Annotated in this window: 12 protein-coding genes and 1 pseudogene; 5 read left to right on the top strand and 8 right to left on the bottom strand. The window is 68.9% G+C overall.

Translation table 11 applies throughout. From position 1 onward, the window contains the following. Positions 1-39: 39 nt before the first annotated feature. The 6 genes from rlmN to G398_RS0104300 are packed head-to-tail and all read right to left on the bottom strand — an operon-like array spanning position 40 to position 5,038. Complete coding sequence (gene rlmN, locus G398_RS16205; protein WP_052571419.1) at positions 40-1,245, bottom strand: dual-specificity RNA methyltransferase RlmN; 1,206 nt, start codon at positions 1,243-1,245, stop codon at positions 40-42. A 1-nt stretch (position 1,246) separates the two neighbouring features. Beyond that, positions 1,247-1,510, bottom strand: a complete 264-nt coding sequence (locus G398_RS0104320) for a hypothetical protein (protein WP_026852676.1) — start codon at positions 1,508-1,510, stop codon at positions 1,247-1,249. Between the two features lie 31 nt (positions 1,511-1,541). Beyond that, the gene (locus G398_RS0104315) at positions 1,542-2,105 is read right to left on the bottom strand and encodes a thiamine phosphate synthase (protein WP_026852675.1); all 564 of its coding nucleotides are present in this window, start codon (positions 2,103-2,105) and stop codon (positions 1,542-1,544) included. Further along, the gene (locus tag G398_RS16200; protein WP_052571417.1) at positions 2,102-3,088 is read right to left on the bottom strand and encodes an aldo/keto reductase; all 987 of its coding nucleotides are present in this window, start codon (positions 3,086-3,088) and stop codon (positions 2,102-2,104) included. The genes G398_RS0104315 and G398_RS16200 overlap by 4 nt, the downstream gene beginning before the upstream one ends. A 22-nt stretch (positions 3,089-3,110) precedes the next feature. After that, complete coding sequence (locus G398_RS0104305; RefSeq protein ID WP_026852674.1) at positions 3,111-4,040, bottom strand: outer membrane protein assembly factor BamD; 930 nt, start codon at positions 4,038-4,040, stop codon at positions 3,111-3,113. Further along, positions 4,037-5,038: an alpha/beta hydrolase gene (locus G398_RS0104300; RefSeq protein ID WP_026852673.1), complete on the bottom strand. Its 1,002-nt coding sequence runs from the start codon at positions 5,036-5,038 to the stop codon at positions 4,037-4,039. The genes G398_RS0104305 and G398_RS0104300 overlap by 4 nt, the downstream gene beginning before the upstream one ends. 85 nt (positions 5,039-5,123) lie before the next feature. On the opposite strand from G398_RS0104300, the gene prfB reads away from it, so the two are divergent. Continuing rightward, a complete protein-coding gene (prfB, locus tag G398_RS0104295; RefSeq protein WP_026852672.1) occupies positions 5,124-6,230 on the top strand; it encodes a peptide chain release factor 2 in 1,107 nt (368 codons plus the stop codon). 431 nt (positions 6,231-6,661) lie between these two features. Here the strand turns inward: prfB and G398_RS0104290 are convergent, their stop codons facing one another. Then, positions 6,662-7,162, bottom strand: a complete 501-nt coding sequence (locus G398_RS0104290) for a DUF6677 family protein (protein ID WP_169720612.1) — start codon at positions 7,160-7,162, stop codon at positions 6,662-6,664. A 67-nt stretch (positions 7,163-7,229) separates the two neighbouring features. On the opposite strand from G398_RS0104290, the gene dcuS reads away from it, so the two are divergent. From dcuS to G398_RS20625, 4 genes are all read left to right on the top strand, one after another. Beyond that, the gene (gene dcuS, locus G398_RS16195) at positions 7,230-8,831 is read left to right on the top strand and encodes a DcuS/MalK family sensor histidine kinase (RefSeq protein ID WP_052571415.1); all 1,602 of its coding nucleotides are present in this window, start codon (positions 7,230-7,232) and stop codon (positions 8,829-8,831) included. Continuing rightward, on the top strand, positions 8,828-9,544 hold the full coding sequence (locus tag G398_RS0104280) for a response regulator (RefSeq protein WP_026852670.1): 717 nt from the start codon (positions 8,828-8,830) through the stop codon (positions 9,542-9,544). The genes dcuS and G398_RS0104280 overlap by 4 nt, the downstream gene beginning before the upstream one ends. A 635-nt stretch (positions 9,545-10,179) precedes the next feature. Further along, on the top strand, positions 10,180-11,490 hold the full coding sequence (gene dctA, locus G398_RS0104275) for a C4-dicarboxylate transporter DctA (protein WP_026852669.1): 1,311 nt from the start codon (positions 10,180-10,182) through the stop codon (positions 11,488-11,490). Positions 11,491-11,741: 251 nt separating this feature from the next. Continuing rightward, positions 11,742-12,857: a hypothetical protein gene (locus G398_RS20625; RefSeq protein ID WP_026852668.1), complete on the top strand. Its 1,116-nt coding sequence runs from the start codon at positions 11,742-11,744 to the stop codon at positions 12,855-12,857. A 90-nt stretch (positions 12,858-12,947) separates the two neighbouring features. Here the strand turns inward: G398_RS20625 and G398_RS21880 are convergent. Beyond that, positions 12,948-13,031 (bottom strand): annotated as a pseudogene (locus tag G398_RS21880) (30S ribosomal protein S18); the annotation flags it as partial. Positions 13,032-13,033: the final 2 nt, after the last annotated feature.

Genomic DNA, 13,033 nt, shown 5'->3' with positions numbered 1-13,033 from the left:
CCTCCAGGATGACGGAAATCAGTCCTCGGTCCTCAGTCTTCAGTCCTCAGACTTCGGTCCGGGCGGGTGGCGGGACTGTCCCTGGCGCACCAGCTGGCCGCAGGCGCCGGCCACATCCTGGCCCCGGCTGCGGCGGACACTCACGGGCAGACCCGCGTCCGAGAGCAGGCGGCAGAGGGCCCCCACGCGGGACTCGTCCGGCGGCTCGAAGCCGCTGCCTTCGTGGGGATTGAAGGGGATGAGGTTCACCTTGGCGGGGAAGCGCCGGGCGAAGGCCGCGAGGCGGCGGCCGTCCTCCAGGCTGTCGGTGACGCCCTTGAGCAGCACGTACTCCAGGGTGATGCGCTCGCCGGACTGGAGCGGGAAGGCGGCCAGGGCCGCAGCCAGGGCCTCCAGGTTCCACACCCGGTTCACGGGCATGATGCTGGACCGGTGGGCGTCCGTGGTGCCATTGAGGCTGAGGGCCAGGCGCGGCCGCTTCGGGAAGGCGCCCAGGCGCTCGATGCCGCTCACCAGGCCCGAGGTGGACACGGTGATGCGGCGGGGCGGGATGGCCAGGCCCTTGGGATCCGTGAGGATGCCGACGGCGGCCATGACGTGGTCGAGGTTGTGGAGCGGCTCGCCCATGCCCATGAAGACCAGGTTCACGGGCCGGTCCCCGGGGCGGCCATGATGGTTCAGCATGGCCACCACCTGGCCCACGATCTCGGCGGCCGTGAGGTTGCGGATGATGCCCATCTGGCCCGTGGCGCAGAAGGTGCAGCCCATGGCGCAGCCCACCTGGCTGGAGAGGCAGAGGGTCACCCGATCGAGCGGCTCGTGGGAACCCGGGAAGCCAGGGTCAGGCTCCGCCTGTCCCTGGCGCTGGGGCTCCGGGGGCGTAGGTCGCAGACCGGGCCCCCGGACAACATAGGGCATGAACACACCCTCGACCTGCTTGCCGTCAGCCAGTTCGAAGGCGTGCTTGGTGGACCCGTCCTCGGAGGCCAGGTTCTGGACGAGGACCGGCCAGGCCAGGTCCACCTCGGCCTCCAGGCGGGAGCGGAGGGCCTTGGGCAGGCTGGTGAACTGCTCCCAGCGGGTCCAGCGCTGCCGGTAGAGCCCCTCGAAGAGCTGGCCGCCGCGCCAGGCGGGTTCGCCCAGGGAGGCCGCCAGGGCCCTCAGGCCCGCCGCGTCCAGGCCCGCGGCATTGGGACGCGCCGTGGTGCCGGCTTCCGGAGCCGGCAGGTCCCAGGGCTGGGCCATCTCAGTCCATCCGGATCTTGAAGGACTTCATCAGGCGCTTGTCATCCTCGGAGAAGGGCGGCTCCGGCCCTTCCAAGGGCAGACCCTCGCCCGCCTCCCCGCCCCTCAGGCGGATGGGCGCCGCCTCGAGGATGAGCATGAGCCCGTAGCCCTGGGCCTGGATCTGGTAGGTGAGATCGCGGCAGTGGTCGTCCTCGGCCAGGGCCTTCACCAGCGAATCTCCCAGTTCGCTCACCAGGCGATGCAGGTTCTCAGGCAGATCCATGGGCCCTCCGTCCCCCAGGATACCAGCGCCGTCATCCGGCCACAGAGGCCCGGAAGGCCGCCACGGCGCGCCGGGGATCGCCTTCCCAGAAGGGCCGGATGGCCGCCAGGCCGTCCAGGCGCGCGTGGCGGAGCTGGGTTGCGTTCGACGGATCCACACCGCCCAGGGCCAGGAGGCGGGGCCCTTCCAGAGGCAGGCTGTCCAGGAAGCGGCGCAGCCGCTCGTTCCCCCAGGGCGCGCCCTTGCCGGGGCTGGGGAAGATCGGGGAGACCAGCAGCTGGTCCACGTCCCGCCGGGCGGTCCACTGACCCTCCTCGTGCAGGGGCCGGGAGAGGGGCACCAGGTCCGGGTCCACGTCGGGGTGGGCCTCCGGCGCATGGAGGCCGCAGCCGGCGGCGAAGGCCACGTCCAGGCGGCCGGCCACCCAGAGGGCCACGTGCGGGGCCGTGTCCTGGCACCAGGCGGCGGCGTCCAGCAGGGCGCGGGCCTCCATCTGCTTCTCGCGGATGAGGAAGCCGTCCACGCCGGCGCGCAGCACCTCCGCCCAGCGGCCGCGGTCGAAGCCGAGGCCCGGCGTGATGGCCAGGAGGATCATCCGAAGAGACCCTCCAGCACCGCGGTGTCCACTTTCGGGAGGGCCAGGACGGCGGCGTTCTCCTGGGCATGCTCCGGCCGGCCCATGCCGCAGAGGGCCACGGTGACGCCAGGGCAGGAGCGGGTGAACTGGAGGGCGGCCTGGGCGGGTGTGGATCCCCCGAGGGCCTCCACCAGGTCTTCGGGAAGCTGCATGAGGATGCGGGCCTGCATGATGGAGGCGGATGTCTGCACGGAGAGCCCTGCGGCCCCGGCGGCCCGGAGGGGCGTCATGCGCTCGCCGAGAAAGGTCTGGGTGGGCGCCAGGAAGGCCTCGGTCAGGGCCAGGTTCAGGGGGAGCTGGATCCAGCGGAAGTGGTGGCCCCGGCCACCGATGTCCGTGGCAGCGGCCAGCAGGCGCTCCAGGCTGAGGTGGTCGGGCCTCCCCGGCGGCACGCGGAAGCCGTTCCAGGTGGCCACGCCGTAGGCGCGGATCTTCCCGGCCTGCACGAAGCCCTCGCACGCCTCGAAGGCCCGGGTCACCGCGGCGTAGAAGGCGTCCGGGCCCAGGTGGGGCAGCTGCTGCTCGGGGTTGTGGAGGTGGAAGAGGTCCACCGCCTCCAGGCCCAGGGCGGCCCGGCTCACCTCCAGCTGGTGGGCCAGGTAGCGGGGGGTCAGAGCGTGGCAGCCGTCCACCACCTCGCTGGCGGACAGGATGCCGGGTCCCTCCAGCACCCGCTGGAACCACTGGCGGGGGCCCTCATCGGTGCCGTCTCCCATGGGCAGGTAGCCGGCCTTGGTGGAGACGAAGAACCCGTCCCGGGGCAGGCCGGCGAAGGCCATGCCCAGGGCCCGCTCCGAGCGGCCGCCCCGGTAGTTGGCGGCGGTGTCGAACACGGTCCCCCCGGCCCCGAAGAAGGCCCGGGCCGCGGCGGCGTAGCCTTCATCGGCCTCCGCCGTGGGCTCTCCGAGGTAGGTGCCGAGGCCGAGGCTGCTCAGTTCCATGGAACCTCCCGGTGGGAGCCCCCTAACTATCCAGTTCTTCCTTCACGCCGCCGGAGCCCATGGTCACCAGGCGATCCGCGGCGCGGCGCGCCCACTCGGAGCCCGGGTAGCTCTCCACCAGCTTCTGGTAGTAGCTCCGGGCCTCGTCCCGGAAGCCCTTGATGGTCCCCGTGGTGTAGGCGTTGAAGTCCTTCGCGAACTGCTCGCCCTCCGCCGGGGTGAGGCTGTTCAGGTCCGCTTTCTGGAGCTTGGCGGCGTAGTCCTTCTGGTACTGGGCCACCTCTTCGGGGGTGAGCAGCCGCTGGCGCAGGGCCTCGCCGAGGTAGAAGTAGGCCCGCTCGCGGTCCACATAGTCCGGGTAGGTCTCCAGCAGGGCCTTCAGGCGGTGCTCGGCGCCGGGGTAGTAGTAGACGTTCACGTAGAAGACGCCGACGATCAGCTCATGCTCGGCGATGCGGCGCCAGCACTGGAGGATCTTGGCCTTGGCCTCCCCTGCGTAGGGGCTGCCGGGCGATTCCGCCAGCAGCTGCTGGAAGCCGTCGAGGGCCTTGCGGGTCTCGGTCTGGTCGCGCTCGGCGCTCTCGATGGACGAGAAGTGGCAGAGGGCCCGGTGGTAGAGGGCGTAGTCGCGCAGCTCGTGGCGGGGGAAGTAGTTCAGGAAGCTGCTGTATTCGACTTCCGCCTCGGGGAAGCTGGGGTTCGACTGGAAGAAGAAGCTGTCCCCCAGCATGAGCTTGGCCTTGGGGAACTCGGGCGAGCCGGGGAGGTACTGCTCCAGCTGGCGGAGGGTCACCCGGGCCTCGTTGAACTTGCCCTGCTTCATCTGCTTGTCCGCCAGGGCCATCAGCTCGGGGGAGTGGATGGTCTGGTCGACCGCCTTCGGTTTGCGGCAGCCCAGGCCCAGCCCCGCGATCAGCAGGCTCAGGGACAGGGCGGTGAGGATGCGCTTCATGCGGACTCCGGAGACAGCATTTCAGACGTGGCGGGACGGAGCGAAGGGTTCCATGGGCGCAGGCAGGGATCCCAGCCCTGGCGCAGGTGCTCCAGCCAGGGCTCCACGAGGGCCTGGGCCTGGGCCCGGCGCCGGTCATGGAAGACCTCGTGGTAGAACCCGGGCAGGCGGTGGCGTTCCAGCAGGCCGGGCTTCACGGCGGACCAGAGGGCCTCGGAGGCGTCCGGGTCCACCACCGTGTCCTCGCCGGACTCCAGGAGGAGGATGGGGCGGTCCAGCTCCTGGCCCAGGGGCAGGAGCTCCGCGCGGCCCTCCTCCAGGGCGGCGCCGAAGGCGGCGGTGGCCCAGCGGTGGCAGAGGGGGTCCGCCTGGTAGCGCTGGACGAGGACCGGATCCGAGCAGACCCGGCTCTTGTCGCCGTGGAGCTGGATGGGCCGGTGGGGCAGGATCCAGCGCATCACCCGCGACAGCACCAGCAGGGCCCTGGAGTTGGAGCGCACGGCCACGCTGGGGCTGGACAGGATCAGGCCGTCCAGGGTGTCTGCGTGCCAGAGCAGGGTCAGGAGGGCCACCAGCCCGCCGAAGCTGTGGCCCAGCACCACCTGGGGGCAGACGGGCAGGGGCGGCATGGGCACGCCGTCCACCACCCGGGCCGTGGCGCCGGTGCGCTCGGCGTCGTGGCGGCGCTCCTGGCGCAGGAAGAGGGCGAAGTCGTCCGCGAAGGCGCGGATGCCGTGGGCGTCGCCCCGGATGCCGCCGGAGCGGCCGAAGCCGCTGTGGTCCATGCTGGAGACGGACCAGCCCAGGTCGTACAGCCAGCGGGCCGTGTGCCGGTAGCGCTCGCCGTGCTCGCCGTAGCCGTGGGAGAGGACCACCCGGCCCCTGGGCTCGGGGTGCTCCCAGCGGGCCCAGGCCAGGCTCACGCCCCCATGGCCCGAGAGGACCCCACGGGCGGTGGGCTCCAGATCGGCGGGCAGCACGGGGGTGGGATCCTGCATCCGATCAGAATACCGTGGGGACGGCCCATCCCCGATTGGCATAAACTTGAAGGTTCCCCGGAAGATCGGGCAGGAGATGCGGACGATGGATTTCGAGACCCTGGTGCGGGCCAAGAACGAACTGGAGCCCCGGGTCCGGCAGCTGGTCGCCCACCTGGACCCCGAACGCAAAGCCCTGGAACTGGAACAGATCGAGGAACGCACCACGGCCCCGGGCTTCTGGGACGACCCCGAGGCCGCGAAGCCCCTGCTCCAGAAGCGGGGCTCCCTCAGCGACGACATCGCCCTGGCCAAGCGCCTCTCCGGCGGCCTGGAGGACCTGGAGACCGGGCTGGAGCTGGCCCGGGAGGACGTGGACATGCTGGCCGAGGCCGAGGCCGTGGAGGTCGGCCTCCGCAAGGTCATCGAGGACGCCGAGCTGCGCATGATGCTCAGCGGCGACCTGGACAGCACCCACGCCATCGTGGCCATCGCCCCTGGCGCCGGCGGCACCGAGAGCCAGGACTGGGCGGCCATGCTGCTGCGGATGTACCTCCGCTTCTGCGAGTCCAAGGGCTGGGCCACGGAGATGATCGACTACCAGGACGGGGAGGAGGCGGGCATCAAGGGCGCCACCTTCATCGTCGACGCCCCCTTCTCCTACGGCTACCTGCGGGCCGAGGCTGGCGTCCACCGCCTGGTGCGCATCAGCCCCTTCGACGCCGCCAAGCGGCGCCACACCAGTTTTGCCGCCGTCTACGTGAGCCCCGAGCTGGACGACACCATCGACGTGGACATCCCCGAGAAGGACCTGAAGATCGACGTGTTCCGCGCCAGCGGCGCCGGCGGCCAGCACGTGAACCGCACGGAGTCCGCTGTGCGCTTCACCCACCTGCCCACGGGGATCGTGGTGAGCTGCCAGAACGAGCGCAGCCAGATCAAGAACCGCGCCACGGCCATGAAGGTGCTGAAGGCCCGCCTGTACGAGCTGGAGCAGCGCAAGTTCCAGGAGAAGGTGGCCGCCGCCAGCGGCGAGAAGGCCGACGTGGCCTGGGGCAGCCAGATCCGCAGCTACGTCCTGCAGCCCTACCAGATGGTGAAGGACCACCGCACCGGCGAGGAGACCAGCCAGACCCAGAAGGTCCTCGACGGCGACATCGACGCCTTCATCCGCGCCCAGCTCCTGGCGAAGTCGCTCAAATCCGAAGGGTGAGGTTCCATCCCGAGCGAAATGCGCTGACAGGATTAACAGAATGAAAAGATTGGATTAACAGGATTTAAAAGCGATTTTCCTTGCTTTAATCCTGTTACCTGATTATCGGCGAGCCTCAGCCAGAAAAGCGGAACGCAGAGGGCGCAGAGACCGCCCTTCGGGCGCGCGGAGAGCGCGGAGGGGACTCGACCCACCATGCGTGGGCCCGCCGAAGGCGGCCCCCGTGGAGCCCACGCTTGCGAAGCTGCACCCCCAAATCAGCCGCAGCCCCGTTTTCAATCTGTGTAAATCTGTGGATCCGAGGCCGTTTCTCCGTCATCTCCGGCTCCAGCCTTTCATCTTGCGAACATGGGGCTGAGCTTGGCCGATAAGCAGGTCCTGTTAATCCTGCTTTCAATCCTGTCCTCGCTCTTCTGGGCCAGGAATGAATGTCACTCGCCCTTGGCGAGCTTTTCCTGCTCGTCCTTGGGGAGGCGGAAGATCCAGCGGCCGGTGATGCGGTCCCAGAGGTCGAAGCAGCAGAGCCAGTTGAGGAGGCCAGCGACCATCACGTAGGTGGCGCCGTACTCCTGGGTGAGGGTGCGCACGGGCTCCGTGCCGGCCCCGCCGAAGGCCCAGGCGAAGATCCCGTACAGGGGGCCGATGCCGGCGGTGGCGAAGGCGCCCAGGGTGGGCAGCCAGGCCCCGGCCTGGGGCACGAAGACGCCGCCCTTCACGCCTGCCACGGCCCCGAGCTGCAGCTGGAAGGCGCCCAGCACGCAGAAGGCCACCCAGACCCCGAAGAAGGCCTTGGCCCGGCCCTTCTCCCCGATCATCCAGTAGCCGGCCCCGGGCACCAGCCACTGGAACAGCAGGGGCCTCCAGGCGGCCTGGATGGCCTTCCGGTGGCGGAGGGGCATGGGGAGCCGTGGAACGGGCTTCTCGTCGCTCATGGGTCCAGATTACCCCAGAACCGGCGGCGGCCCGCGACCCCGGCTTTCCTCTAGGATGGTCCTTACCATGACCCGGAACCGCCCCGTTCTCCAGCTCAGGACCCGGATCACCATCCTGGTCTCGCTGATCCTGGCCCTGTCCCTGGCGGTCACGGGGATCATGGTGGACTGGCGGATGGCCCGCCAGACCCGCGAGGCGCTGGGCGAGCGGGTCATGCTGCTGGCCCGGATCACGGCCGCGGAGCTGGTGGTGCGTGAGGGCCTGGCGGGGGGGCGCTCCCGGGAGGAGGTCCAGGCCTATGCCGAGCGGGTCCGGGTGGAGTCCGGCGTGGACTACGTGGTCGTCATCGACATGGACGGCCTGCGGCTCTCGCACCCGAACCTGTCCATGCTCGGCGCCCACTTCGCCGGGGGCGACGATGCCGAGGTGTACCACGGGAAGTCCTACCTCTCCGTGGCCAAGGGCACGCTGGGGGTGTCCCTGCGGGCCTTCACGCCGGTCTGGAAGGACGGCCGGCAGGTGGGCGCCGTGGCCGTGGGCATCCTCCAGTCGGGGGTCGACCGCACGGTGGTGAGCGTGCGGAAGCGCATCGCCCTGGGCGGTTTCATCGGCTTCGCGGCCGGGATCCTCGGGGCCATGTACCTGGGCGGGCGGATCAAGAAGATCCTGCTGGGCATGGAGCCCCAGGAGATCTCGACCGTGCTCCAGCAGCGCAACGCCATGCTGCACTCGGTGCGCGAGGGGGTCATCGCGGTGAACCGGGACCTGGTGCTCACCCTCGTCAACGAGGAGGCCATGCGGCTGTTCGCGCGGGCCGGCAGCCGGGGCGAGCTGGTGGGCCGGGACGTGGAGGAGGCGCTGCCCAGCTCGCGGCTGCGCAACATCGTGGAAACCGGCCAGGCGGAGTACGACCAGGAGGGCGACATCCTGGGCCTGCCGATCCTGACGAACCGCGTCCCCGTGCTGGTGGACGGCCGCATCGTCGGCGCCATGGCCACCTTCCGGGACAAGACGGAGATGAACCGCCTGGCGGAGCAGCTGACGGGGGTCCGCTTCTACGCCGACGCCCTCCGGGCCCAGACCCACGAGTTCATGAACAAGCTCCACGTGATCCTCGGCCTGGTGAAGCTGGGGGAGTACGAGCGCCTCCAGTCCTACATCGCCGGGGGGGTGGGCCGGCTGGACGACGAGGTGGGCTTTGTGGTCCAGCGCATCAAGGATCCCGTCGTCGCCGGCTTCCTGCTCGCCCGGTTCGCCTCGGCGCGGGAGCAGGACATCCGCATGGAGCTGGACCAGGACGCCTCGCTGCCGCCCTGCCCCGATGACGCGGCCTCCCACGACCTCGTCACGGTGCTCGGCAACCTGCTGGAGAATGCCGTCGAGGCCATCGGCGACGGCGCCCGCCGCGAGATCCAGGTCTCCCTCCGGCCCGAGGGCGCCCTGCTGCACCTGTCCGTGGCCGACAGCGGCCCGGGCCTGCCCGAGGCCATCCTCGCCCAGGCCTTCACGCTGGGCTTCTCCACCAAGGGCGAGAACCGCGGGTTCGGCCTCTGGCAGGCCGCCCAGGCTGTCGAGGCCCGCGGGGGGCGCCTGGCCGTCGCCAACCGGGAGGGGGGCGGTGCCCTCTTCACGGCCACGTTCACCCTGTTTCCTGGGGAGGAGCCATGATCCGGGTCCTGCTGGTCGAGGACGATCCCATGGTGGCCGAGCTCAACCGCATGTACCTGAGCCGCGTGCCGGGCTTCGAGACCGTGGCCTCCGCCCGCAGCGCGACCGAGGCCCTGGAACTGCTCCGCAGCCACACCGTGGACCTGCTGCTGCTGGACATCTTCATGCCCGGAGCGAACGGCATCGAGCTCATGGGAACCATCCGGCGCCTGGCCGTGGACGTGGACGTGATCTTCGTGACCGCGGCGAGGGATGCGGCCACCATCGACCGGGCCCTGAAGCTGGGAGCCGTCGACTACCTCATCAAGCCCTTCGAGTTCGAGCGGCTCAAGCAGGCCCTGGAGAACTACCGGGAGACCCGCCACATGATCCGGCGCGGGGAGGCCCTCGATCAGGCCGAGCTGGACCGGCGCCTGGCCCGCCGGTCGCCGGAGGGCCGGAAGGCGGAGAGCCTGCCCAAGGGGCTCGACCGCAACACCCTGGACAAGGTGCTGCAGGCCATCGCCGCCTGGCGCGGGGAGTCCCCCTGGTTCACCAGCGAGGAGATCGGCCAGCAGGTGGGCATCTCGCGGGTTTCCGTGCGGAAGTACTTCGAGTTCCTCTGCGCGATCAAGACGCTCCGCATGGAGCCCGGCTACGGCACCGGCGGGCGGCCGGTCCACCGCTTCCAGCTCCAGAAGGCCTACCTGCGGGAAGCGCAGAAGTATCTCTGACCTGATGATCGGTGAGCCTCAACCTAATCCAGGACTTCAAAAGCCTCCACGAAGGACACCAAGAAGCAGGCCAAGGCCACGAAGGCAGGTTCGGCATCCAGCCCAGGACATCCGGGCCTTCGGCCCCCGGGCGCGCCGCGCGACCGGCTTTGCGGGCGGCGGTCCCGGGCGGCTTCCAGAGGCCGCCATGGCCGCCGCCCGCAATGGGATGTCCGCCGGTGGGTCGAGACCCATTCGCGCCCTTTTTCGTGCCCGGAAGGGCGCCTTCGTGTCCTTCGTGGTGATCTTTCCAGGGTGAGACCCCCGATCGTCGGGGTTTGTGATTCTCCGGGGGTGCCGCGTTCGGTCCCGGTCTGGCTGGACCTCGCTTTGACCGGCCACCCCACTGGGAATGCGGACTCGTCGCTTACAAAAGTTCCAAATCCTGGAATCAACTTCCAGAACGGCCGGGGGCGGGAGGCCCTGACGCAGAATCGGGAGATCTACCCGCAGGTCACATGGGCGGCTCGTCCGCTCGGCAACCGGGGGCATCCCCGATCGTGCCTCGACCTTGGCATCTTTCCCACCGCAGTTCCATCCGGCCCCCACGGGGCCGCCTGTTTCCCATGTCCGGATCTTCTGAAAGGACCTTCCGCATGCTCAAGCGAGCCGCATCAAAACTGTACAACTGGGTCGCGGTCATGATCGTCCTCGGCGCGCTGCTGGGGCACTTCTACCCCGCCGTCGCCGTGAAGATGCAGCCCATGGCCGACGGCTTCATCAACCTCATCAAGATGCTCATCCCGCCGGTGATCATGTGCAGCGTGGTGCTGGGCATCGCGGGCTCCGGCAGCATCAAGAAGGCCGGCCGCGTGGGCGGCAAGGCCATCCTGTACTTCGAGATCGTCAGCACCGTCGCGCTGGTGATCGGCCTCGTCATGGCCAACATCTTCGGGCCCGGCCGCGGCTTCCACGCCGACCCCTCCAAGCTCGATCCCAAGCTCGTGGCCAACTACGTCACCCAGGCCCAGCACCTGACCATCTCGGATCACCTGCTCAAGATGATTCCCAAGACCCTGTTCAGCGCCTTCACGGATGGCGACATCCTCCAGGTGCTGCTGATCTCCGTGCTGATGGGCTTCTCCCTCGCGGCCCTGCCCGACAAGGTCAAGGACCCCGTCATCGCCATGCTGGACAACCTCAGCAAGATGTTCTTCGGCGTCATGAAGCAGATCCTCTACCTCGCCCCCCTGGGCGCCGGCGCCGCCATCGCCTACACCATCGGGAAGTTCGGCCTCAAGTCGCTGATCCCCATGGCCCAGCTCATCTTCCTCTTCTACGCCACCTGCGCCGTCTTCATCTTCGTGGTGCTGGGCATCATCGCCCGGCTGGCGGGCTTCAACATCTTCAAGGTGGTGGGCTACATCAAGAGCGAGCTGCTGCTCGTGATGGCCACCAGCTCCTCCGAGTCCGCCCTCATCCCCCTCATGGACAAGATGGAGAAGCTGGGCCTCTCCAAGTCCATCGTGGGCCTGGTGATCCCCACCGGCTATTCCTTCAACCTGGACGGCACGAACATCTACATGACCCTGGCCTCGCTGTTCATCGCGCAGGCCCTGGGCATCGAGCTGACCCTGGGCCAGCAGCTGGGCATCCTGGTGGTGGCCATGATCACCAGCAAGGGCGCCGCCGGCGTCACGGGCTCGGGCTTCATCACCCTCGCGGCCACCCTGGCCGTGGTGCCCAGCATCCCCGTGGCGGGCATGGCCCTGATCCTCGGCATCGACAAGTTCATGTCCGAGGCCCGCGCCATCACCAACCACATCGGCAACTGCATCGCCGCCGTCGTGATGGCCAGCTGGGAGAAGGAGCTGGACTGGGACAAGTTCCACGCCACCCTGGGCAGGCCCGCGGAGGCCAACGACCCCGTGGCCGAGGTGCCCGCCCTGGCCAACGAGATGGAGTAGGCCTTCGGTCCTTGATGAGAAGCGGGGGCTCCGGCCCCCGCTTTTTTTGGCCTCCGCCGCAGAAATCTTCGGGATCAGGTCCCCGGTGGACCGGGCCTAGGGTGAAGACAGCACGGTCCTTAAGCTGGGCGCACCTCCGGAGTGACTGCCCTGCGATAGAACAAATGGTGTATCTACATTGACTTGCATGATTTGAGAGGCGACATCACCCTTCAGGTCCAGCGTTCTCCGCGCTTCTTGAGGAGGTGTGCATGACATTCCTGAAACCCCTTACCCTCGGTCTCGCCCTCGCGGCCCTGCCGCTCGCCGTCACGACCGGGTGCGACAAGAAGGCGCAGTCCGAATCCAGCGAGTCCAAGGATTTCGCGAGCAAGGTCGCAGAGGCCCAGCAGGCTGAAGGCCAGGCCCAGGGCGCGACCAAGGCCCAGGCCGAGGCCATGGCCAAGGCGGGGCTGCAGCCCAACGCGGCGAACATCCAGCTGACGGAGGACCAGCGCGCCCTCCTGGAGGCGCGCGTCAAGGCCGAGAAGAACAACAGCACCGCGGCCCTCCTCCAGGAGATCCTCGACCGCGACAAGCAGATCAGCGAGCTCAACACGAAGGTGGCCAAGCTCCAGTCGCAGCTGCCCCGGCCCCAGATCGCCACCGAGAAGGACAACCACTTCGCCATGGCCGTGCGCTATCTGAGGGGCCGTGGCCTCTCGGAGGAGAAGGCCAAGACCCTTGCCGCCCGGGCGAACATCCTCGAAGACCTCCAGCCCGGCTGGCAGGTCTACCACCAGTACGCCGGGGGCGCGTACATGACGGCCGTCACCCAGGGCAAGGCCGACATCGGGCCCACCGAGTACCTGCACAACCAGCGGGCGGCCCTGCAGAAGGATCGCGATGACCTCTCCACCCAGGTGCAGGACCTGGTGGCCGAGCGGGCGAAGGTGCAGGAGGAGGTGGATGCCCTCCACACAGAGAAGACGACCCTGACGGCCCAGGTGAGCGAGCTCACCACCCTGAGCCAGGCCCAGAAGGTCAAGCTCAACTCGCTGCACTACCTGGTCGGCCAGCGCAAGCAGCTGGTCAACGAAGGCGTCATCGTGGTGCCGGTCTTCGCCAAGGACCGCATGGGCCCCAAGGCCGTGGCCTCCCGCTTCGTCAAGGACCTGCCCCTGGACGATCCGAATCCCCAGGTCCAGATCCAGGCCTCAGATGTGGGCCTCACGAAGATCAGCAAGGTGAACGTGGTGCCCGGCTCCCTGCAGAAGGACAAGGACTACACCGTGATCCTGGCCGACGACCGGAAGAACGCCACCATCCGCATCCTGGACCCCGAGCGGGTGCGGAACGACCGTGTGGTGTTCGCGGTGACGGATTGAGGGGAGGTTCCTCCCTACGAAAAAGCGGGGGCGAAGGCCCCCGCTTTTTCGCATCGCGAAACGGAATCTAGCCGTGGCGAACGGCAGCAGCGCGATATTGCGGGCGCGCTTGATGGCTTCCACGAGGGCGCGCTGGTGGACGGCAGAAGCCGACCGGCCCCGAAGGGGCGGCAGGG

This window comes from Geothrix fermentans DSM 14018 (genome assembly GCF_000428885.1).
GTDB lineage: Bacteria > Acidobacteriota > Holophagae > Holophagales > Holophagaceae > Geothrix > Geothrix fermentans.
Note: the sequence above shows the minus strand (reverse complement) of the source record. Positions and strands in the feature narration are given on the sequence as shown.